Source organism: Pseudomonas sp. HR96 (assembly GCF_034059295.1).
Lineage (GTDB): Bacteria > Pseudomonadota > Gammaproteobacteria > Pseudomonadales > Pseudomonadaceae > Aquipseudomonas.
This window is the reverse complement of the sequence record NZ_CP139141.1, coordinates 4,383,357-4,404,714: the sequence shown is the minus strand read 5'-3', so window position 1 is coordinate 4,404,714 and position 21,358 is coordinate 4,383,357. Positions and strand designations below refer to the sequence as shown.

Below are 21,358 nucleotides of genomic sequence, written 5' to 3'. Positions count from 1 at the left end.
TTGCCTGGGATTCTGGTTGATCGGATCCATATTCCAGACGAGCGGTGCTTCTATCAGGCGCTTTGCGTGGTCATGCAGGTGTTAGAGGGCCTAATCGCCAACGCCATCGACCTGCACCACAAGGTATCGCTGATGGCTGGCTGCGACCCGGATCTGCACCTCGTCTCCGGGGAATTTGCCCAGCAAACCCTGGCCCAGCGGCGAGCGGGCGGTGATCAGTGTGACCATCTGCCCTTGGATCTCGATTTTCAACCCGGCCGCACCCGGGCCCAAAAGCAAGTGTTGCAGTTGGCCGTTTTCGTCCTCCAGCAGCACCAGCGAGCCGGTGGCGATTCCGAGCGCCGGGGCATAAGGCGTCAATGGTGATTTTTCATAAAGCTGCAGCGCCTGGCGGATTTCTTCCATGCGCCGGGCCTGGCCGGTGGCAAGATAGGACGCTTCCAGCCCTAAAGTGTCATATTTGTTCTCGGCAACGTTTTCTTCATGGGTCGCCGTTTCATAGGCGGTCTGCGCCGCGCGGCGGGCCACTTCGAGGTCGGCGCTCAGGCGCTCGACGATCAGCTGTCGCAGCCGTTGCTTGTCGATCGGGGACATCGGTCATCCAACTGTCTTTTACTGTGATTCAGGCCCAGGAGGGCGCTTAGGCCATTTCACTCGCAGAACTGCGCGATGTTTTCACGGGCTTTTTGGCTGGGCGCCGTTTGCGCTTGCTGCAACCAGAACTGGCACTTGGCATTGGACTGGTTGCGCGGGTTGCTGCGGGCCTCCTGCTCGGCCTGGGCGAGTTGCTGGTTGTGCAGGTTGCGCTGGTATTGATCGAACATGGCGCCGCTGTCGTTGCCGGCAGGCGGCGCTGCCGGCAGATCGGGTTCCGGCGTGGCGGCCGCGCTGTCCGGCGTGTCGCCCTGAGGTTGATAGTTGATCGGCGGCTCAGGACGGATCACCTTGCCCGACGCCACCGGGACCGACGGCGGCGTGCCGTAAAGGGTCTTGTAGGCATACCAGGCGGTGCCGGCCACGGCGCTGACGCCGAGCCAGACGCCCAGGGCAATGCAGAGCACCAGCTTGGCGCCGTTGAACTGCAGGTCCAGCGGGCGGCGGCGGGATGGGGCAAGCGGGTGAGGGGTGGGCACGGCGACCTCCAAAGACTCGGGGCAGGGCAGGCGACAGGTTGATTGTCGCACGTTCGGCCAAGGCTGCCTGCCGAGGCTGGCATAATAGGTCTTTTAATGTGGGGGAGATGCCGTGCGGCCAAGCTGGGATATTTTTTGCGTAGTGGTCGACAACTACGGCGACATCGGTGTGACCTGGCGTCTGGCCCGGCAGCTGCAGGCTGAGCATCAGGTGCAGGTGCGTCTTTGGGTCGACGACTTGCAGCCGTTCGCGCGCCTGTGCCCGGGCGCTGATGCACAGGCCGATCGGCAATTGGTGGAGGGCGTGGAGGTGCGCCGCTGGCCGACGCAGTGGCAGGACACGGCGGTTGCCGATGTGGTCATCGGCGCTTTCGCCTGCAAGATTCCTCCCGAGTACATTGACGCCATGGCCGCTCGCGAGCGGCCCTGCCTGTGGCTCAACCTGGAATACCTGAGCGCCGAGGACTGGGTGGTCGGCTGCCACGGGCTGCCCTCCATGCAGTCGAGCCGGTTGCACAAGTATTTCTTCTTTCCCGGCTTCGTGCCGGGCACCGGTGGCTTGTTGCGCGAAGCGCGGCTGCTGGTCGAACGCGACCGGCTGCAGGCCGATCCACAGGCCAGGCGCGCGCTGTTGGCCGAGCTGGGGGTGGACTGGCACGGCGAAGGCCGGCTGGTCTCGCTGTTCGCCTACGAGAACCCCGCAGTGCTGGAGTGGCTGGAAGTCATGGCCGCCGGTGCCGAGCCGACTCAGTTGTTAGTGCCGGAGGGCCGGGTACTGGGCGACGTGCGCCGCTGGCTGGGGGTGGAACGCCTGGAGTGTGGCCAGCGCGAGGTGCGCGGTCAGCTGACCATCAATGTATTGCCGTTTGTATCGCAGGACCGTTTCGATCGACTGCTCTGGTGCTGCGATTTCAACGCCGTGCGCGGCGAGGACTCGTTCATTCGCGCACATTGGGCGGCGCAGCCGTTGCTCTGGCACATTTATCCACAGGAAGAAGACGCGCATCTGGTCAAACTCGATGCCTGGCTCGAGCTGTACTGCGCGCAGCTCGGGGCGGGCGCAGCCCAGGCGTTACGTGAACTGATGCACGCCTGGAGTCGCGGGCAGGGCATGGGCCAGGCCTGGCCGGCTCTGTTGCAGCACGAACAGGAACTGCGTACCCACGCCCGGCGCTGGTGCGAACAATTAGCCGTTCAGCCAGACCTTGCCGCAGCGCTGGTGCAGTTTTACCGAAATTGGATATGATACGCGGCCTGGAATTTTGTAAATCCCCATTCAAATTCGGATTCAAGTATGAAAACTGGTAAAGAGCTGAAACCCGGTACCGTGATCAAGATCGATAACGATCCGTGGTTGGTGCAAAAGGCAGAATTCACCAAATCGGGTCGCAACAGCGCGATCATGAAGACCAAGCTGAAGAATCTGCTGACCGGCTACAAGACCGAAACCGTCTACAGCGCCGACGACAAGCTGGAAGACGTGATCCTCGACCGCAAGGAAGCCACCCTGTCCTTCATCAGCGGTGACAGCTACACGTTCATGGACACCACCGACTACACCATGTACGAACTGAACGCTGAAGACATCGAAGCCGTTCTGCCATTCGTCGAAGAAGGCATGACCGACGTCTGCGAAGCTGTGTTCTTCGAAGACCGTCTGGTTTCCGTAGAGCTGCCGACCACCATCGTGCGTCAGGTCGACTACACCGAAGGCTCGGCTCGTGGCGACACTTCCGGCAAGGTCATGAAGCCTGCCAAACTGAAGAACGGCACCGAGCTGAGCGTGGCCGACTTCATCGAGATCGGCGACATGATCGAGATCGACACCCGCGAAGGTGGCTCCTACAAGGGCCGCGCCAAGTAATAGTCCTATCGACATTGCTTCGCTCGCAAACGAAAAAACCCGGCCGCCTGGCCGGGTTTTTTCGTTTCAGGGTCCTGCTGGCAGGACCCTGCACCCTCACACAGTTACGTGCAGGCGTACGTCGACGTTGTTACGGGTAGCGTTGGAGTACGGGCATACCTGGTGAGCAGCGTCGACCAGCGCCTGGGCAGCAGCCTGCTCCAGGCCCGGCAGGCTGATGTGCAGGTCGATGTCCAGGCCGAAGCCGCCTTCGATCTGGCCGATACCGACCTTGGCGGTGATCGAGGCGTCAGTTGGGATGGCTTGTTTCTTCTGGCCGGCAACGAACTTCAGGGCGCCGATGAAGCAGGCCGAGTAGCCAGCCGCGAACAGCTGCTCGGGGTTGGTACCAGGGCCGCCCGCGCCGCCAAGGGCCTTGGGCGTGGACAGCTGGACGTCCAGGACTTTGTCACTGGAAATGGCGCGACCGTCACGGCCACCGGTTGCAGTTGCTTCGGCGATGTAGAGAGATTCCATGCTGATGTCCTCGGTGGATGTCTTGGGGGAGTTGCGTTGAAGAGGTGAATTAAATTTATCGCGCTAATATCTTGCGCGCAAGCTAAATTTTCAAATCAGTAAGCCTGGCGACGAACGGTCATCGCCAACTGCTTAAAGAGTGTCCTGCAGGTGTGTGCGCATCTGCACCAGTTCCGCCTGTAACGCCTGCAGCCGCTCCAGCGACTGGCCCGTGGCGTCGAGGATGCACTGGGGAATATGCAACGCCTTGTCACGCAGGGTGCGGCCCTGTTCGGTCAACTCGACGATCACCACGCGTTCGTCGTCGCGGCTGCGCGTGCGGCTGAGCAGGCCTTCCACTTCCAGGCGCTTGAGCAGGGGTGTCAACGAGCCGGGGTCGGTGAGCAGGCGCGTGCTGATTTCACCGACGGTGAGGCCGTCCTTTTCCCACAGCACCATCATCGTCAGGTACTGCGGGTAGGTCAGGCCAAGTTCCTGCAGCAGCGGCTTGTAGACCTTGGTCATCAACAACGAGGTGGAATACAGCGCAAAACACATTTGACTGTCGAGCAGCAGGTTATCGCAGCTGCTTTTGCTTTTGTCGGTCAACGAGCGGTCGGTGTTCATGCTGATCCTTGTTTCCATGGTGCGTCTGAATTTAGCGTCCAGACCTTTAACGCGGCAGATAGTAACCAGCCGGATCGCATCGGTATACAAAGTCGGTATACAGCGGCTCCTGTACGTTTCGAGCATGCAAGTGCGCGCAGAGTTCGTTCGAGGTTACGCAAGGCATGGCGTGGTCAGGCAAGCGGGTCAGAGGCGGAAACCCTCGGCGATATGCTCGGCCAGGGTTTCGGTCATCGACGACTGCGTGGCGGGGTTGCGCAGCAGCATGATATTGGCCACCGGCAACAGCGGCAGACCCTCGGCGGCGCCGAGCACACGCATGTCGGCAGGGATCAGGCTCTGCAACTGCGCCGTGACCGCCAGCCCGACGCTGACGACTGCCATGATGGCTGACAGGCTGGGGCTGCTGTAGGCGACCCGGTACGGTTTCTGCTCGGCGTCCAGCGCGTTGCAGGCCCAGGCCCGGCAGAAACAATCATTGTTGAACATGGCCAGTGGCATGGGCGATTGCTCGTGCGGGTAGAAGCCGGCCGCCTCGGCCCAGACGAAGCGCTCCTGGCGCAGCAACTGGCCGACGTCGTGGCCCGGTTCGCGGGTGACGATGGTCAGGTCCAGGTCCTGGCGTTGCAGCAATTGCCGGGAGCTCTCGCAGTGCACTTCGACCTGCACCAGCGGGAAGGCCTGGGCGAAGCCGGAGAGGATGCCGGGCAGAAAGCGCATGGCGTAGTCGTCGGGGGTGCCGATGCGCACGGTGCCGACCATGTGCGGTTCGCGCAGGGTGGTGAACACCTCGCTGTGCAGCTTGAGGATGCGCCGCGCGTAGCCCAGCAGGATCTGCCCCTCGGCGGTCAAACGCACCTGACGGCCGTCGCGCTCGAACAGGCGGCGCTGCAGGATGTCTTCCTCCAGGCGCTTCATCTGCATGCTCACCGCCGACTGGGTACGGTTGACCGATTCGCCGGCGCGGGTGAAGCCACCGTGGTCGGCGATGGCGACAAAGGTGCGCAGCACTTCGGAGTCTATACTCTGGTACTGGGACATACATCAATCTCCGAGATGCACTGCATCAGAAACATTCGTTGGATTGATCTTATCCCCAGCTCGACACTTGAGCCATCCACTCGGAGGGCAAGACGATGAAAGGTCAAAAAGGTTATGCACTGATAGCGCGCCCAGGCGCTGTGTCCGCCAGCATCTGGCATCACATCAGCCGCTGGTACGAACTGGCGCGGCAACGCCGGGCGCTGGCGAAACTGTCGGAAAGCGACCTGAAGGATATCGGCCTGAGCCGGGCCGATATCCTTCAGGAAAGCGAGCGCCACTTCTGGGACGACCCGCTGGGCAAGTGACGGTCAGCTCGGGCGTCGCACCTGCTTGAGCGTCTCGGCAATCATGAACGCCAGTTCCAGCGACTGGTCGGCGTTCATGCGCGGGTCGCAGTGGGTGTGGTAGCGGTCCGACAGGCCATCCTCGGTGATCGGGCGGGCGCCGCCGATGCATTCGGTGACGTTCTGCCCGGTCATTTCGATATGAATGCCGCCTGCATGGCTGCCCTCGGCCTGGTGCACCTGGAAGAACTCCTTGACCTCGCCGAGTATCTGCGCGAAATCCCGGGTCTTGTAGCCGCTGCTGGCCTTGATGGTATTGCCGTGCATCGGGTCGCTGCTCCACAGCACTTTGCGGCCTTCGCGCTGCACGGCGCGAATCAGCCCCGGCAGATGCTCGCCAACCTTGCCGTTGCCCATGCGCGCGATCAGGTTGAGGCGGCCCGGGTCGTTGTCCGGGTTGAGCACGTCGATCAGGCGCAGCAACTGCTCGGGCTGCAGGCTCGGGCCGACCTTGACCCCGATCGGGTTGTGCACTCCACGCAGGAACTCGACGTGGGCGCCGCCCAGCTGGCGCGTGCGGTCCCCGATCCAGAGCATGTGCGCCGAGCAGTCGTAATAGTCGTTGGTGAGGCTGTCGCGGCGCACGAAGGCTTCTTCGTAGTTGAGCAGCAGAGCCTCGTGGGCGGTGAAGAACGAGGTCTCGCGCAACTGCGGCGAGCTGTCCATCCCGCAGGCGCGCATGAATGCCAGGGTTTCGTCGATGCGGTTGGCCAACTGATGATACTTGTCGGCCAGGGCCGAGTTGGCGATGAAATCCAGGTTCCACTTGTGCACCTGATGCAGGTCGGCAAAGCCGCCTTGCGCGAACGCCCGCAAGAGATTGAGGGTGGCGGTGGACTGGTGGTACGCCTGGATCAGGCGTTCCGGGTCGGGGGCGCGGCTGGCAGCGTCGAAGCCGATACCGTTGACGATGTCGCCGCGGTAGGCGGGCAGGGTCACGCCGTTGATCACTTCGTCGTTGGCCGACCGCGGCTTGGCGAACTGTCCGGCCATGCGCCCGACCTTGACTACCGGGCAGGCAGCGGCAAAGGTCATGATAATGGCCATCTGTAGCAGCACCTTGAAGGTGTCGCGAATCTTCGCCGCCGAGAACTCGGCAAAGCTCTCCGCGCAGTCGCCACCCTGCAGGAGGAAAGCGCGGCCTTCGGTGACTTCGGCGAATTGGCGACGCAGCTCGCGGGCTTCCCCGGCGAATACCAGCGGCGGGTAGCTGGCCAGGCTCTGTTCAACCTTGGCCAGGTGCGCGGCGTCGGGGTACTGCGGTTGCTGCTCGATCGGCAAGCCGCGCCAGCTGGCGGGGCTCCAGGGTTGGGTGGTCACGGGCTGGGCTCTGTTGTTTTTGGAAGAGGAGGGCATCTTATCAGGCTGGCATCAGTGGTGAGGCGCAAAAAAAGCCTGGCTCCATTGCCCTGGGTGTCCGACAATCGCCGCTTTTACCCTTGGTAACAGGCCGCCACGGTGCAAGACGACAATCTGACTGCGAGCGCGCCCGAGCGCGTCGAACGCATCCTCGCCGAGGTCCACGATGACTTCGGCATGATCCGCGTGCTGGAGGTGGAGGATTACCGCTTTCTCGAGTTTGGCGACGCCATCGAGCAGAGCTGCGTGTTTACCGCCGACCCCACCTGGCTGGAATACGACTACACCCGCGCCATGCTCATTGGCGCGCTGTGCCACGAGCAGCCGGACAGCGCGCTGTTTCTCGGCCTTGGCGCCGGGACCTTGACCCAGGCATGCCTGCAGTTTCTGCCGCTCGAGGACGTCGAGTGCATCGAGCTGCGCCCCGACGTGCCGCGCCTGGCCATCGAGTACCTGGGCCTGGACGACGACCCGCGGCTCTACGTCCGGGTCGGTGACGCCGTGCAGTTGCTGCCGACGGCCGAGCCTGCGGATCTGATCTTCGTCGACCTCTACACCGACCACGGGCCGGCCCCGGCACATCTGGGCTGGGGGTTTCTGGAAAGCTGCCAGCAGCGCCTTAACCCCGGCGGCTGGCTGGTCATCAATCAGTGGGCTGGCGACGACGGCAAGCCGTTGGGCGCGGCATTGCTGCGCGGCCTCTACCATCGCCACTACTGGGAGTTGCCGGTGAAGGAGGGCAATGTGATCGTGCTGGTGCCGGCGGACCTGGAGCAGAGCCTGGACCTGCCCGGGCTGAGTCAGCGCGCCGCTGCCCTGGCGCCGCGCCTGGGCTATTCGCTGGAGACGCTGATCGCGCAGATCCGGCCTGCTTCCTGAGCCCTCATGAAAAACAGGATGAAAGGGTTCAGCGAACTGGACCCGTTGGCTGCGATCCTGTAAAAAATCCTCACGTAAGCGGGGATTTCAGGTATAGTGCGCGCCGGCCTTTAACAAGGCCACGTTCAGGTAGCGCAATCCCCGAAGCCCGCTTCGGTTGCAACGTCCGTACTCGCGGACACTCCCTGACGATTCCTTCATTTCAATCGTTTTCGCAAATCCCCGCCGACAAAGCTGCCAGGGTGACTCTCGAGTCTTACACGGCATGCGCAGCTTTGGAGCATGGGTCTTTGCGGATGCACTTAGAGGCAGACCCATGACCCAGGAAACCGGCGGCTTCGCCAGTCTCGGACTTCACCCCACTATTGTTGCAGCCGTTATCGCTACCGGCTACGAAGAGCCTTCGGCTATTCAGCAGCAATCGATCCCGATCATCCTTGCCGGTCACGACATGATTGGTCAGGCGCAGACAGGTACCGGTAAAACCGCCGCCTTCGCCCTGCCGATCCTGAGCCGCATCGACCCGAGCAAGCGCGAGCCGCAAGCCCTGATCCTGGCGCCAACCCGTGAGTTGGCGCTGCAAGTCGCTACCGCTTTCGAAACCTACGCCAAGCAGATGCCAGGCGTCACCGTGGTAGCGGTGTATGGCGGTGCCCCGATGGGCCCGCAGTTGAAAGCCATCCGCAACGGCGCGCAAATCGTCGTCGCCACCCCAGGCCGCCTGTGCGACCACCTGCGCCGTGACGAGAAAGTGCTCGCCACCGTGAATCACCTGGTGCTCGACGAAGCCGACGAAATGCTGAAGCTTGGCTTCATGGACGACCTGGAAGTCATCTTCAAGGCCATGCCGGAAACTCGCCAGACCGTGCTCTTCTCGGCGACCCTGCCGCAGTCGATCCGCGCGATCGCCGAGCGTCATCTGAAAGACCCGCAGCACGTCAAGATCCAGACCAAGACCCAGACCGTCACCGCGATCGAGCAGGCTCACCTGCTGGTTCACGCCGACCAGAAGGTCTCAGCCGTGCTGCGCCTGCTGGAAGTCGAAGAGTTCGATGCGCTGATCGCCTTCGTGCGCACCAAGCAGGCCACCCTGGACCTGGCCAGCGCCCTGGAAGCCAAAGGCTACAAGGCTGCCGCGCTGAACGGTGACATTGCCCAGAACCAGCGCGAGCGCGTCATCGACTCGCTCAAGGATGGTCGCCTGGACATCGTCGTCGCCACCGACGTCGCCGCCCGTGGCTTGGACGTTCCGCGCATCACCCACGTGTTCAACGTCGACATGCCGTATGACCCCGAGTCCTACGTGCACCGTATCGGCCGTACTGGCCGTGCCGGTCGCGAAGGTCGCGCGCTGCTGCTGGTGACTCCGCGTGAGCGCCGCATGCTGCAGGTGATCGAGCGTGTCACTGGCCAAAAGGTAGCCGAAGTACGCCTGCCTGACGGCCAGGCCGTGCTGGATGCGCGCATCCGCAAGCTGACCAACAGCCTCGCGCCGCTGGTTGCTGATGCCGAAAGCACCCATGGCGACCTGCTCGATCGTCTGACCGCCGACATCGGCTGCAGCCCTCGTGCCCTGGCCGCTGCGCTGCTGCGCAAGGCTACCAACGGTCAGGCCCTGACCCTGGACGCCGTGCAGGCCGAGCAGCCGCTGGTGCCGAACAGCGCTCCACGTGAACGCAGCAGCGCCGACCGTCCCGAGCGTGGTGACCGCGAGCGTCGCGCGCCCATGCCGCTGGGTGAAGGCCGTGCGCGTTGCCGCACCGCTCTGGGTGCTCGCGACGGTATCGCCGCGAAGAACCTGCTGGGTGCCATCCTCAACGAAGGCGGCCTGGCCCGCGAAGCCATCGGCCGCATCCAGGTGCGCGACAGCTTCAGCCTGGTCGAGCTGCCGGAAGATGGCCTCGAGAAGCTGCTGACCAAGCTCAAGGACACTCGCGTGGCCGGCAAGCAGTTGAAGTTGCGTCGCTATCGCGAAGATTGATCTTTGCTGAAATGAAAAAATCCCCGGCCTAGGCTGGGGATTTTTTTATGCCCGAGCAAGGTCGGTCCTGCAGGTCAGCCATCCGGTCTTCAACCGAACCGGTAGATATCCATCCCCAAAGCCCCCAGGGTGAACCCCTGATGTTCCAGAGCGAACTCACCCCCTGCGCCACGGGCGAAATACAGCGGCAGCAGATGCTCGTCGCTCGGGTGATTGCGCTGGGCATGGGGCGCCTGGCTGCGGTAGTCAAAGAGGGCCGGTTCGTCGGCTGCCTGCAGGCGCTCCACCATCCAGTCGCGAAAGGCCCGCGCCCAGGGCGTGATGCTTTCCGGCCCGGCGTGCCAGTCCAGTTCGCGCAGATTGTGGGTGATGCTGCCCGAGCCGATCAGCAGGATGCCGTCACCGCGCAAGCCGGCCAACGCCTGGCCCACGGCGTGCTGCAGCGCAGGGCCGCCTTGGCTCGGCAGCGAGACCTGCACCACGGGAATGTCGGCCGCCGGGTACATCAGCGACAGCGGCACCCAGGCGCCATGGTCGAACGGCCGCTGTGGGTCCAGGCGGGCCGGCAGGCCGGCAGCGCTCAGCCGGTCGGCCACCTGTGCGGCCAGCGCCGGGTCGCCGGGGGCGGGGTACTGCACGGCGAAGAGCGCCGCAGGGAAGCCGCCGAAGTCATGCCAGGTCTCTGGGGCCGGGCTGCTGGCGACCAATAATTCGCGGCTCTCCCAGTGGGCGGAGACCAGCACGATGGCTTTGGGGCGTGGCAGTCTGGCGGCCAGACGGGCCAGGGCTGGGCCGCTGGCGCCGGGCTCCAGGGCGAGCATGGGGGAACCGTGGGAGATGAACAGGCTGGGCAACATGAGTGAAGGTCCTGAACGGGGTATGACCCCATCATGAGCCGCTGACCCATCGAAATCCATGTCAACGTTTTGCATGGATTGATCGGCTATCTTGATGCGTTTCTAAGGTTGCAGGGTTTGTGCAAAGCCGGCGGCCTGGTCGATGGAGCGCTGCAGGTCGATCAGCAGCGGCTGCAGGTCGCCTTCCACCGAGCGCTCGGAATCCTCCAGGTCACTGATGGCCTGAGCGTTGCGTCGATGCTTGATCTGCAACATCTGATCACTCATGCCGGCCAGTGCGGGAGCCACCTGACTCTGAGCGTCGCGCATGCTGCGCAGCATCTGCTGATACTGGGCGAGGCTGCGTTGGTATTCATCGCGGCTGCTGGCGGCCAGATTGGGATCCTTGTAGCGCCCCAGTTCGTCACGCCATTCGGCGAACAGCGCGTCGCCCACCTGCTCGATATTGTCGACCCGTGGCGCCACTGCGGCGGCAGCCTTGTCGCTGTCGGCATAGGCTTTGTGCAGCTGTTCGAGGGTGACTTCAGGGGCATTGCCCGAAGGATGCAGCGCCGCCTGGTAGCGATCTTCGGCGCGGCTGAAGGCATAGCGCGCCTTGACCTGGGCATCGCGCGCATCTTGTACACGGTGGACGAGCATCTCGCGTCTGGAGATGCCGGCCTTGTCCATCAGGGCGAAGTAGCCGGTCTGGCAGCCGCTGAGGAGCAGGCTGGCGAGGAGAATCAGGATCAGGCGCATGGCAGGGTCCAGGTGAGATCGCCTTTGGACCGGCAGGGGGGCAAGCGGGTTCATCGAATCGCCCGGCCTGGCTGTCGCCAGGCCGGTTCACTGGAGGTCAGCCGCGGCGGCGCAGCGCCTCGATACGATCTTCCAGGGGCGGGTGGCTCATGAACAGCCCGGCCAGGCCGTGCTTGAGGCCGCCGTTGATGCCGAAGGCGGTCAGGCTGTCGGGCATCTGCACCGGCACGCCCTGTTCGGAGCGCAGGCGCTGCAGGGCCCCGATCATCGCGCCGGTGCCGGCCAGGCGGGCGCCGGCTTCGTCGGCGCGGTATTCGCGCTTGCGCGAGAACCACATGACGATGCAGCTGGCGAGCACGCCCAGGACCAGCTCGGCGACGATGGTCGCAATGTAGTACGCGATGCCCTGGCCTTCCTCGTTCTTGAAGATGACCTTGTCGACGAAGTTGCCGATGATGCGCGCGAAGAACATCACGAAGGTGTTCACCACGCCCTGCACCAGTGCCAGGGTGACCATGTCGCCATTGGCGACGTGACCGATCTCGTGGGCCAGCACCGCCTTGACCTCGTCCGGCGAGAAGCGTTCGAGCAGGCCCTGGCTGACCGCGACCAGGGCGTCGTTGCGGTTCCAGCCGGTGGCGAAGGCGTTGGCCTCGTAGGCCGGGAAGATACCGACCTCGGGCATCTTGATGCCGGCTTCGCGGGACAGCTGCTCGACGGTCTGCAGCAGCCATTGTTCATGGCGGGTGCGCGGCTGGCTGATGATCTGCGTGCCGGTGCTCATCTTCGCCATCCACTTGGAGATGAAGAGCGAAATCAGCGAACCGGCGAAGCCGAACACGGCGCAGAAGATCAGCAACGAGTGAAGATTGAGGTCCACGCCGTTGGCCGCCATGATCCCGTTGAAGCCCAGCAGGCTCAGCGTAATGTTGGCAATGAACACCACGGCAAGGTTGGTGGCCACGAACAGCAAGATGCGCATCATGGTTGTAACGTTCTCCTGACGGATAAAAGGCTGCGTATGCGGGGTATATAAGGTGCCGTTCGCTTCGATTCAACCAAGAGACTATTTCAAGCTGTGTCTCAAGCGGCGTCTCCACTGAATACCGAGCGAATTCTAGCGGCAAATCGGCGAGGGGAAGGGGGTGAAAGCGTGGATACGCCCAGCGTTTGTGTAACGGAATGTTCGGAGATATTTCAAGCGATGTCGCAAGAGGGGAGCTATCGGGTTTTTCGAAGGGTCAACCGGCGATGGCAGCCGGGCAGCTGCCATCGCCCGAGAGTCACTGCCGATACGACTTGAGGAAGTGCCCGATACGCCCGATGGCCTGTTCCAGGTCATCGACGCGCGGCAGCGTGACCACGCGGAAGTGGTCCGGCCATGGCCAGTTGAACGCCGTGCCTTGCACCACCAGCAGTTTCTCCGAGAGCAGCAGGTCAAGCACGAACTTCTCGTCGTTGAGAATCGGGCAGACCTTCGGGTCGATGCGCGGGAAGGCATACAGCGCGCCCATGGGTTTTACGCAGCTGACCCCTGGGATATCGTTGAGCAGCTCCCAGGTGCGGTTGCGCTGCTCCAGCAGTCGGCCTGGCGGCAGCACCAGGTCGTTGATGCTCTGGTAACCGCCCAACGCCGTCTGGATCGCGTGCTGCGACGGCACGTTGGCGCACAGGCGCATGTTGGCGAGGATGTCGATCCCCTCGATGTAGCTCTGGGCATTGTGCTTGGGCCCGGAAATCGCCACCCAGCCGGAGCGAAAACCGGCCACACGGTAGGACTTGGACAGGCCGTTGAAAGTCAGGCACAGCAGGTCCGGGGCCAGCGAGGCGGTGCATACATGCACGGCATCGTCGTAGAGGATCTTGTCGTAGATTTCGTCGGAGAACACCACCAGGTTGTGCTGGCGGGCGATTTCCAGCATGCCCAGCAGCACTTCCTTCGAATACACCGCACCGGTCGGGTTGTTAGGGTTGATGATCACCATGGCCTTGGTGTTAGGGGTGATCTTGGCCTTGATGTCCTGCAGGTCCGGCCACCAGTTGGCCTGTTCGTCGCACAGGTAGTGCACTGCATTGCCGCCGGCCAGGCTTACGGCGGCAGTCCAGAGCGGGTAGTCGGGGGCCGGGATCAGCACTTCGTCGCCGTTGTTGAGCAGGGCCTGCATCGACATCACGATCAGCTCGGAAACGCCGTTGCCCAGGTAGATGTCTTCGATGCCGACGCCTTCGACCTGCTTTTGCTGGTAGTACTGCATCACCGCCTTGCGGGCGCTGAACAGGCCCTTGGAGTCGCTGTAACCCTGGGCGGTAGGCAGATTGCGGATCACATCCTGAAGAATCTCGACCGGTGCCTCGAAACCGAAGGGGGCCGGGTTGCCGATGTTCAGCTTGAGGATGCGATGGCCTTCCTCTTCCAGGCGCTTGGCGTGCTTGAGCACCGGGCCGCGGATGTCGTAGCAGACGTTGGCAAGCTTGTTCGATTTGCTGAACTGCATGATGTGATCCCGGTAAATATGAAGATCGCCGCGCTGGCGCCATGAAAATGAAAATTTGAACGGGCGAAACGCGGATGACAGACTGACGTCCAATGGGTCCAGACAGTCCTGGAAAGGCGCAACTATACGTGCCACCTGATCGGTGGAAAAGATACAGATCAGGCTTTTTAAGATACCGAGGTGTGCTGATGGAAAAGATCGAAAAAACCCTGGAAGAGTGGAAAGCCATGCTCGATCCAGAGCAGTACAACGTTTGCCGACTGTCCGCCACCGAGCGGCCGTTCACCGGCAAATACAACACCACCAAGACCGATGGCGTGTACCACTGCATCTGTTGCGAGCTGCCGCTGTTCGACTCCAAAGCCAAGTTCGACTCCGGGTGCGGCTGGCCCAGCTTCTACGAGCCGATCGCCGAGGCGGCCATGACCGAAATCCGCGACATGAGCCATGGCATGATCCGCACCGAAGTCAAATGTGCCAAATGTGACGCCCACCTGGGTCATGTGTTTCCCGACGGACCGAAGCCGACCGGCTTGCGCTACTGTATCAACTCCGTGTGCCTGAACCTGGAGCCACGCTGACCACGCCTCGCGGCTTGCCATAAGGACCTGCCCTTGCCATGACCCAGTTGCTCGACATTCCCTGCACCACCATGACCGGCGAGCAGAAAACCCTCGCCGACTTCTCAGGCAAGGCCCTGCTGGTGGTCAACACCGCCAGCAAGTGCGGCTTCACCCCCCAGTACAAGGGGCTCGAAGAGCTCTGGCAGCGCTATCGCGAGCAAGGCCTGGTGGTGCTGGGCTTTCCCTGCAACCAGTTCGGCCATCAGGAGCCCGGCGACGAGGGCGCCATCTCGCAGTTCTGCGAGTTGAATTACGGCGTCAGCTTCCCGCTGTTCAAGAAGGTCGAGGTCAATGGCGACCAGGCGCATCCGCTGTTCGTCCAGCTCAAGGAGCGCGCGCCCGGGCTGCTGGGGTCCAAGGCAATCAAGTGGAACTTCACCAAGTTTCTGGTCGGCCGCGACGGCCAGGTGGTCAAGCGCTTTGCTCCGGCCACCAAGCCGCAGGACCTGGGCGACGAGATCGAGGCACTGCTCAAGGTCTGACGCCGGTCAGTCCTGGCCGGACATCAGCGGTACCCACTGGTCGATCAGGGTCACCAGCTCCTCGCGGCGAAACGGCTTGGAGAGGTAGTCGCTCATGCCGGCGGCGCGGCAGCGTTCGCGCTCCTCAGGCATGGCGTTGGCGGTCAGGGCAACGATCGGCAATTGTGGCCAGCGCCCGCTCTGGCGGATGCGCCGGCTGGCTTCGTAGCCATTCATCACCGGCATGTTGCAGTCCATCAGCACCAGGTCGAACTCGCCATTCTCCAGCTCGCTCAAGGCCTCACCGCCATGGGCCGCTACCGTCACCTCGCAGCCGAGCTTGCTGAGCATGCCTTTGGCCACTAGCTGATTGACCGGGTTGTCCTCCACCAGGAGGATGCGCGCGCGCAACTCGGGGGAGGGCGGCTGGCCGCTCGGGCCCTCGCTGCGCGCCCCTTCTTCGCCCATGAGGATGCGCCGCAGCGCCTGGTACAAGGCATTGCGCGCCAGCGGGCGGGCCTGTTGCTGCAAGGGCATCACCGCATTGGCCTGCTCGGTGGGCAGGAAATTGCCGTAGGCGGTCACCAGCAGGATCGGCGCACGGATGGTGGGGCGCATCTCGAACAGGCGCTCCAGGTGATCGGTGATCAGCAGGTCGGGGGTCAGCCCGCTGAGGTCGGCATCCTTGTCGTAGCGCTGGTAGCGCACCCCCCACAATGGCAGCAGCTTGCCCAGCAGCTCGGCCAGGCCGCTGCTGGCGGCGCTCACCGCGATCACGCTGCCCTGCAGTTTCGGCAGGCTGTGGGCCGGCGTGTGGGGTGGTAGCGGCAGGTCGGCGATGAACTGACTGCCGAAACCGGCCTCCGAGCTGATGGTGAGGCGGCCCTTCATGGCCTCGCAGAGGTTGTTGGTCAGGGCCAGGCCCAGGCCGGTGCCGCCGAATTGCCGGGTGATGCCGGCGCCGGCCTGGGTGAAGGGCTGGAAGATCTTCACCTGGGCCTCTTCGGCGATACCGATGCCGGTGTCGCAAACTTCGATGCGCACCCCGCCGGTGCGGCTGCTCAGGCGCACATCGACGCGGCCGAAGCGGGTGAACTTCAGCGCGTTGGACAGCAGGTTACTGACGATCTGCCGCACGCGGGTCGGGTCGCCGAGCACCATGGCCGGGAAATGCGGGTCCACCAGGCAGGTCAGCTCGACGCTGGGCGCCGCATTCTGCGAGAGCAGGTTGGCGGTGTCCTCGACCAGGGCGCCGAGGTCGAACGGGATGCGCTCGAGTTCCAGCTGCCCGGCGTCGAACTTGGACAGGTCGAGGATATCGTTGAGCAATTCCACCAGCACCTTGCCCGAGTCGTGGGCGATCGACAGCTGCTGGCGCTGTTCCCCGTTCAGGGGGCTGTCCAGCGACAGTGCGATCATCCCCAGCAGGCCATTGAGCGGGGTGCGGATTTCGTGGCTCATGTTGGCCAGGAACGCCGCTCGCGCCTGCGCCATGTCCAGCGCGGTGCGCCGCGCCCGCTCCAGTTCCTCGTTTGACTGGCTCAGGCGGCTGTTGCTGGCCTTGAGTTCGGTGGTGCGCGCCGACACGATGTTCTCCAGCTCGCCGAGGTACTCGGTCAGGCGGTTTTCCGCCGTGCGCCGCTGCTGGATCTCGGTGGACATGCTGATGAACTGCTGGTTGGCCACCTTCACCAGCACGCCGATCTCGTCGTGCTCGTGGCCGGGCGGGTAGTCCAGCCGGGCCGGGCGAGGCAGGTGCGGGTCATTGCTGCTCAGCGCCTCGATGACCTTGATCAACGGCTTGGTGAGCATGGTGTAGAACATCAACAGCAGCAGCCCGGTGAGGATCAAGCTGCGCAGAAAACCGTTGAGCAGGGTGATCTCGGCGCGCTGGACGAAGCGCGTGCCAATGGCCAGGGTGTCGACGTCGACGTGCAAAGTGCCGAGCCGGTCGTCCGGCATGAAGCTCAGAAACAGCGGCTCGTCATATTGCAGGTTGGCGCCGAACAGGCATTCGCTGAGCCAGCGATAGGGACTGGGCTCGCGCGGCCGGTCGACACTGGCCAGGACCACGCCTTCGTTGTCGCTGAGCCGCGCCCCGACGATGGATTCCGATTGCAGCAGACCCTGGACCAGCTCGTGGGCCAGGTCGGCGTCGATGTTGTAGGCGATGCGCGACGCCGGATTGTGGCTGATGTCGAGCAGGGCGCGCATCTGGCGGTTGATGGCATCGTGGACGCTGGCATAATCGAGCCAGATTTGCGTGATACTGAGTAACGTGCCAAGAATAAAACCGACCACAACCGTCAGTCTGGCTTGCTTGTACGACAGGCGGTGGGTGAATTTTATATCCATGGGTCTCAAGTCAACTTCGGGTTCCGTGCGCTGGCAAGCATAGCCGATCAGCGCGCGGCATTGCCCCGGATCCCGTCACTAAGGAAACAAATTCGTGGAGTCTTCCTCTTTTTCGCTGGATCCTCGGCTGACCGCTTTCCTCGAACGTGCCGACCGCCTCATGGCTCGTCTGGAGCCGCTGTTGCCCGCGCCTCGTCCAACCATCGACTGGAACCACAGCCTGGCCGCCCGTTGGCAGCGTGACAGCCGCGGCGGTTTCCTGCTGCCGCTGGAAGTCAGCCTGGACCTGCGCCTGGACGACCTGCTGGGCATCGACCGCCAGCGTCAGCAACTGGCCGGCAACACGCGCCAGTTCCTCGACGGCCTGCCGGCCAACCACGCCTTGCTGTGGGGATCGCGCGGCACCGGCAAGTCTTCGTTGGTGCGAGCGCTGCTGGCCGAACACGCCGCTGCGGGCCTGCGCCTGATCGAGATCGAACGCGATCACCTGGCCGACCTGCCGCGGGTGGTCGAGCAACTGCTCAAGTTGCCGCAGCGCTTCATTCTGTTCTGCGACGATTTATCCTTCGAGGCGGGCGAGGGCGATTACCGTATCCTCAAGAGCGTGCTCGACGGCTCGCTGGAGCAGGCGCCGGACAACGTGCTGCTGTACGCCACGTCCAACCGTCGCCACCTGGTGCCGGAAAAGCAGACCGACAACGACAAGTGGCAGACCGTCGACGGCGAAGTGCACCCCAGCGAAGCCGTCGAAGACAAGATTGCCCTGTCCGACCGTTTCGGCCTGTGGCTGTCGTTCTACCCCTTTACCCAGGAGCACTTTCTCGACGTGGTCGAGCACTGGGTCGGCGTACTGGCCGGCAAGGCCGGGCTGCGCTGGCAACGTGACGAAGAGCTGGAGAAACTGGCGGTGCGCTGGGCTACGGGCCGCGGCAACCGCAACGGCCGCTGCGCCTATCAATTTGCCCGCTATTGGGTGGGCCTGAAACTGCTGGAGCAACATCCATGATCGATCTGCAAAGTGCCGGCGACGGCTTGGCCGGCTACGGCCTGCTGGCTGCCCAGGTAGAGTCGCTGTTCGCCGACGAACACGATTTCATCGCCAACGCCGCACAATTCTCGGCCTTCCTCTACAACCAGGTCGACGACCTGAACTGGGCTGGCTTCTACCTCAACCGCAACGAAGAACTGGTACTGGGCCCGTTCCAGGGCCAGGTGGCCTGCGTGCGCATCCCCTTCAGCAAAGGCGTCTGCGGCGCAGCCGCGCGCACCCGGCAGACCCAGCGGGTGGAAGACGTGCACGCTTTCCCCGGCCATATCGCCTGCGACAGCGCGTCGAACAGTGAAGTGGTGATTCCGCTGGTCAAGGACGGTCGCCTGATCGGCGTACTCGACCTCGACAGCCCGACACTGGCGCGTTTTAGCGCCGAAGATCAGCAGGGGCTGGAGAAACTGGCCGAGATATTTCTGCGATTGACCGATTGCAGCGGGTATTGATGCCTGGCTGTCGGGCGATGTTCTGAATCAGGTGTGGGAGGGGGGGTAGCCCCTGAGAGGTTGCCAGGCCGTTGTGATCCTGGCGCCCGCCCTCAAATCCGCTTCTTCTTCCACTCGCCATCGGCTTCTTCCTCGGCCTTGGCTTCTTCCTGCAGGCCCGCCGTCAGCTCGCTGCTTTCATTGACCTTGTGCTGCACGTTGGTCAGCACGATGCTGTTGGTGCGCGCCAGCAACTTCTGCAGGTACTTGAGCTGCTCGTCATACAGTGCCGGCTCCGGCTGGTTCTTCAAGTACTGTACACCGCGTTCGAACGCCAGCCGCGCCTGCCCCGGCTCGTCGTCGGCCAGGGCCTGCTGCCCCAGGTTGTTGAAGAACTCGATGTGCACCAGTACCAGGATGTGCTTGATCTCCTTGACCCAGCGCTTGGTCTCGGTATGCGAGAGGAACTCTTCCTTGGCCGCCCGAGTGATCTGGCTGTGCAGGCTCTCGAGCAGATAACTGATGTGCTTGGCATAGTCCTCGGTGAGGATCGGCACGCTCGGGTTGTCCACCTTGATCTTCTTGTCGCCCAGCGCGATCAACTTCTCCAGCTCTTCGGCACGCTCACGGTGCATGCCGTTGCGCTTGTCCATCTTCAATGAACGTTGCACCAGGTTCAGCTCCAGGCGCAGGAACAGCAACTTCAAATCCGGCGTCACCAATTGCCCCGGAAAGGTCTCGTTGATTTCCACGCAACGACGCAGCCGATCGGCCATGTCCAGCCTGGCGCGCGCTTTTTGTATCTTGCTGGCTTCCACTGCATTGTTCAGGAAGCCGATGGCGATCAGAATCGCCACCCCTGCCAGAATCAGCATGGTGATAGTGAATGCGCTCAACGTCGGGACCTCAATCGGAATATCGTCATTCGAGTGTAGAGCCTTCCAATACAGGCGGATAGAGGCCGCCCCTGGACAACCGCCTGTCGGTGCCCGCAAACCGGGGCGAAGTCGTTGATTTAAATAAATTTATACCAGGGGGTTGACGACCCCTCAAAGCATCCCTAGAATGCGCGCCACTTGCAGCGTAAAGCACTCAGCGAAGCGCGGCAGGCAGTGAAGTTGTAGTGTGTCCCCTTCGTCTAGTGGCCTAGGACACCGCCCTTTCACGGCGGTAACAGGGGTTCGAGTCCCCTAGGGGACGCCATTGCGGGAATAGCTCAGTTGGTAGAGCACGACCTTGCCAAGGTCGGGGTCGCGAGTTCGAGTCTCGTTTCCCGCTCCAGTTTATACAGCCTTGCTTTCGGGCGAGGTTGAGTGAAGCCAGCGTCACACTGCGGTGTGGTGCTGGGCACTGAACCACACACCATGGTGTTTCAGTTAGCGTGTCCCCTTCGTCTAGTGGCCTAGGACACCGCCCTTTCACGGCGGTAACAGGGGTTCGAGTCCCCTAGGGGACGCCATTTGCGGGAATAGCTCAGTTGGTAGAGCACGACCTTGCCAAGGTCGGGGTCGCGAGTTCGAGTCTCGTTTCCCGCTCCATTTTGTACGAAAACGCCGCTCAGAGATGAGCGGCGTTTTTGTGTGTGCCTGGAAAATGATTTGCTTTCAGGCTTTGATGACCTGCAGGTACACGACATTGCGATAGGGATCGAAATAACGATACGAGTTTGCTACCGATTCACGTGGTAGGAGCTTGAGCATGTCATTTCGCGTGCGCACTACCAGCTCCCAGTCCATGAATGCCCCCATATAGCCCCGCCCGCAGTTGTCCGGTGTAAAGTTGGCCAGGAGCAATTTGCCGCCGGGCTTGACCTTGGCCCACAGAGCCTGGCTCAACGCTTGAGCGGGACGATCTGCCAGGTAGTCGAACAGGCCTGCCGAGTAAATGAAGTCGAAGCTCTGCAGGCTGCTGTCATGAGCAAGTGCCTTGGCGGAAGTGTGAAGTACGACTACCGGCGCGCAGGTACTCTCCTGCACGACCTGAATGCTTAGCGGGTCCTGGTCCGCGGCGACGTATCGGGCAATCTTGCCTAGCGTGGCGAGGTCAAGCAACTGAACCTCTCGACAGTGCCCGCAGGCAACGCTCATCACCGAAAGTCCCGAGCCTTTGGCGGCCAGGTCGCGGATAAGGTCAGCTATATGCAGCCGCCGCCATCTTACGCTGTCTCCATTGGTGCTCGTAGTCAGCGCTGAAAACACCGTTTTGCCGGCCACGGTGCAGTGCGGCGGCGTCTGGAAATACACATAGTCCATCATCACGGCATCCCCGGCATACCCGCGGGGCCTGTCCAGCGCCCGGCGGGTATAGGGATCCTGATGAAGAATGTCGGTAATCGGATGAGATCGGCAGGTCGGGACTATCTGGTTCAGCCAGGTATCTTCGTCTACCGCGAGACGATACTCATTGAGGGAATCCAGCAGCTCGTTGAAGCCAAGACTGAAAATACCGCCTTGCATCTCCTCGTGACATTTGTTCAGCACCTGAACGAGGTTAAACATGACGTTCAAACCTTTCGCTAGTGGACAGGACGCGACCAGGCTCATCCACTGCAGAGCCCAGGTGACATCTTCCATGGCTGTCAGTGACCCGTCAGCTGTCGATAATGACAGTTATAAGACTGGCAAATTTAC

21 protein-coding genes, 4 tRNA genes and 1 pseudogene are annotated in these 21,358 nt (G+C 62.6%); 13 read left to right on the top strand and 13 right to left on the bottom strand.

Annotated features, from left to right (window positions below):
* Positions 1–90: 90 nt before the first annotated feature.
* Together SFA35_RS19660 and SFA35_RS19655 are read right to left on the bottom strand one after the other, a co-directional pair.
* Positions 91–585, bottom strand: coding sequence for a transcription elongation factor GreAB (locus SFA35_RS19660; protein ID WP_320579131.1), 495 nt, complete (start codon positions 583–585; stop codon positions 91–93).
* 65 nt (positions 586–650) lie between these two features.
* Positions 651–1,133, bottom strand: coding sequence for a hypothetical protein (locus tag SFA35_RS19655; protein ID WP_320572182.1), 483 nt, complete (start codon positions 1,131–1,133; stop codon positions 651–653).
* A 112-nt stretch (positions 1,134–1,245) separates the two neighbouring features.
* On the opposite strand from SFA35_RS19655, the gene earP reads away from it, so the two are divergent.
* Both earP and efp read left to right on the top strand, forming a co-directional pair.
* The gene (earP, locus tag SFA35_RS19650) at positions 1,246–2,379 is read left to right on the top strand and encodes an elongation factor P maturation arginine rhamnosyltransferase EarP (RefSeq protein WP_320572181.1); all 1,134 of its coding nucleotides are present in this window, start codon (positions 1,246–1,248) and stop codon (positions 2,377–2,379) included.
* Between the two features lie 48 nt (positions 2,380–2,427).
* On the top strand, positions 2,428–2,997 hold the full coding sequence (gene efp / locus SFA35_RS19645) for an elongation factor P (protein WP_320572180.1): 570 nt from the start codon (positions 2,428–2,430) through the stop codon (positions 2,995–2,997).
* Positions 2,998–3,093: 96 nt separating this feature from the next.
* On the opposite strand, the gene SFA35_RS19640 is transcribed toward efp, so the two are convergent.
* The 3 genes from SFA35_RS19640 to SFA35_RS19630 form a co-directional block, all read right to left on the bottom strand.
* A complete protein-coding gene (locus SFA35_RS19640) occupies positions 3,094–3,513 on the bottom strand; it encodes an organic hydroperoxide resistance protein (RefSeq protein WP_320572179.1) in 420 nt (139 codons plus the stop codon).
* Between the two features lie 132 nt (positions 3,514–3,645).
* A complete protein-coding gene (locus SFA35_RS19635; protein ID WP_320572178.1) occupies positions 3,646–4,119 on the bottom strand; it encodes a MarR family transcriptional regulator in 474 nt (157 codons plus the stop codon).
* Positions 4,120–4,305: 186 nt separating this feature from the next.
* Positions 4,306–5,160 (bottom strand): LysR family transcriptional regulator, encoded by an 855-nt coding sequence (locus tag SFA35_RS19630; RefSeq protein WP_320572177.1) that lies wholly within the window; start codon positions 5,158–5,160, stop codon positions 4,306–4,308.
* 95 nt (positions 5,161–5,255) lie between these two features.
* Here SFA35_RS19630 and SFA35_RS19625 point away from each other — a divergent pair, with 95 nt between their 5' ends.
* Positions 5,256–5,468 carry a DUF1127 domain-containing protein gene (locus SFA35_RS19625; protein WP_320572176.1) on the top strand — a complete coding sequence of 71 codons (213 nt, stop codon included), beginning with the start codon at positions 5,256–5,258 and terminating at the stop codon, positions 5,466–5,468.
* Between the two features lie 3 nt (positions 5,469–5,471).
* Here SFA35_RS19625 and SFA35_RS19620 read toward each other — a convergent pair whose 3' ends face one another.
* On the bottom strand, positions 5,472–6,827 hold the full coding sequence (locus tag SFA35_RS19620; RefSeq protein WP_320572175.1) for a class II 3-deoxy-7-phosphoheptulonate synthase: 1,356 nt from the start codon (positions 6,825–6,827) through the stop codon (positions 5,472–5,474).
* 216 nt (positions 6,828–7,043) lie between these two features.
* On the opposite strand from SFA35_RS19620, the gene SFA35_RS19615 reads away from it, so the two are divergent.
* Together SFA35_RS19615 and SFA35_RS19610 are read left to right on the top strand one after the other, a co-directional pair.
* Entirely contained in the window at positions 7,044–7,745 is a 702-nt protein-coding gene (locus SFA35_RS19615; RefSeq protein WP_320579129.1) for a spermidine synthase, read from the top strand.
* A gap of 282 nt (positions 7,746–8,027) precedes the next feature.
* Positions 8,028–9,726 (top strand): annotated as a pseudogene (locus tag SFA35_RS19610) (DEAD/DEAH box helicase).
* Positions 9,727–9,815: 89 nt separating this feature from the next.
* Here the strand turns inward: SFA35_RS19610 and SFA35_RS19605 are convergent.
* The 4 genes from SFA35_RS19605 to SFA35_RS19590 form a co-directional block, all read right to left on the bottom strand.
* A complete protein-coding gene (locus SFA35_RS19605; protein ID WP_320572174.1) occupies positions 9,816–10,583 on the bottom strand; it encodes a class III extradiol ring-cleavage dioxygenase in 768 nt (255 codons plus the stop codon).
* A gap of 102 nt (positions 10,584–10,685) precedes the next feature.
* Positions 10,686–11,321, bottom strand: coding sequence for a DUF2959 family protein (locus SFA35_RS19600; RefSeq protein ID WP_320572173.1), 636 nt, complete (start codon positions 11,319–11,321; stop codon positions 10,686–10,688).
* Positions 11,322–11,418: 97 nt separating this feature from the next.
* The gene (gene htpX / locus SFA35_RS19595) at positions 11,419–12,306 is read right to left on the bottom strand and encodes a protease HtpX (protein WP_320572172.1); all 888 of its coding nucleotides are present in this window, start codon (positions 12,304–12,306) and stop codon (positions 11,419–11,421) included.
* Between the two features lie 298 nt (positions 12,307–12,604).
* The gene (locus SFA35_RS19590; RefSeq protein ID WP_320572171.1) at positions 12,605–13,816 is read right to left on the bottom strand and encodes a pyridoxal phosphate-dependent aminotransferase; all 1,212 of its coding nucleotides are present in this window, start codon (positions 13,814–13,816) and stop codon (positions 12,605–12,607) included.
* Between the two features lie 188 nt (positions 13,817–14,004).
* On the opposite strand from SFA35_RS19590, the gene msrB reads away from it, so the two are divergent.
* Together msrB and SFA35_RS19580 are read left to right on the top strand one after the other, a co-directional pair.
* Entirely contained in the window at positions 14,005–14,397 is a 393-nt protein-coding gene (msrB, locus tag SFA35_RS19585; RefSeq protein ID WP_320572170.1) for a peptide-methionine (R)-S-oxide reductase MsrB, read from the top strand.
* Between the two features lie 38 nt (positions 14,398–14,435).
* Entirely contained in the window at positions 14,436–14,921 is a 486-nt protein-coding gene (locus SFA35_RS19580) for a glutathione peroxidase (RefSeq protein WP_320572169.1), read from the top strand.
* A 6-nt stretch (positions 14,922–14,927) separates the two neighbouring features.
* Here SFA35_RS19580 and SFA35_RS19575 read toward each other — a convergent pair whose 3' ends face one another.
* Positions 14,928–17,255 carry a response regulator gene (locus tag SFA35_RS19575; protein WP_320572168.1) on the bottom strand — a complete coding sequence of 776 codons (2,328 nt, stop codon included), beginning with the start codon at positions 17,253–17,255 and terminating at the stop codon, positions 14,928–14,930.
* 115 nt (positions 17,256–17,370) lie between these two features.
* Between SFA35_RS19575 and SFA35_RS19570 the strand changes: the two genes are divergently transcribed.
* Entirely contained in the window at positions 17,371–18,261 is an 891-nt protein-coding gene (locus tag SFA35_RS19570) for an ATP-binding protein (RefSeq protein WP_320579127.1), read from the top strand.
* Positions 18,258–18,749: a GAF domain-containing protein gene (locus SFA35_RS19565; RefSeq protein WP_320572167.1), complete on the top strand. Its 492-nt coding sequence runs from the start codon at positions 18,258–18,260 to the stop codon at positions 18,747–18,749. Before SFA35_RS19570 ends, SFA35_RS19565 begins: the two co-directional genes overlap by 4 nt.
* 92 nt (positions 18,750–18,841) lie before the next feature.
* On the opposite strand, the gene SFA35_RS19560 is transcribed toward SFA35_RS19565, so the two are convergent.
* Positions 18,842–19,624 (bottom strand): hypothetical protein, encoded by a 783-nt coding sequence (locus tag SFA35_RS19560; RefSeq protein WP_320572166.1) that lies wholly within the window; start codon positions 19,622–19,624, stop codon positions 18,842–18,844.
* A gap of 231 nt (positions 19,625–19,855) precedes the next feature.
* Here SFA35_RS19560 and SFA35_RS19555 point away from each other — a divergent pair.
* The 4 genes from SFA35_RS19555 (at position 19,856) to SFA35_RS19540 (ending at position 20,266) form a co-directional block, all read left to right on the top strand.
* Positions 19,856–19,931, top strand: a tRNA-Glu gene (locus SFA35_RS19555).
* A gap of 2 nt (positions 19,932–19,933) precedes the next feature.
* Positions 19,934–20,009, top strand: a tRNA-Gly gene (locus tag SFA35_RS19550).
* Between the two features lie 102 nt (positions 20,010–20,111).
* A tRNA-Glu gene (locus SFA35_RS19545) sits at positions 20,112–20,187 on the top strand.
* A 3-nt stretch (positions 20,188–20,190) separates the two neighbouring features.
* A tRNA-Gly gene (locus SFA35_RS19540) sits at positions 20,191–20,266 on the top strand.
* Between the two features lie 66 nt (positions 20,267–20,332).
* Here the strand turns inward: SFA35_RS19540 and SFA35_RS19535 are convergent.
* Entirely contained in the window at positions 20,333–21,301 is a 969-nt protein-coding gene (locus SFA35_RS19535; protein ID WP_320572165.1) for a class I SAM-dependent methyltransferase, read from the bottom strand.
* Positions 21,302–21,358 lie beyond the last annotated feature (57 nt).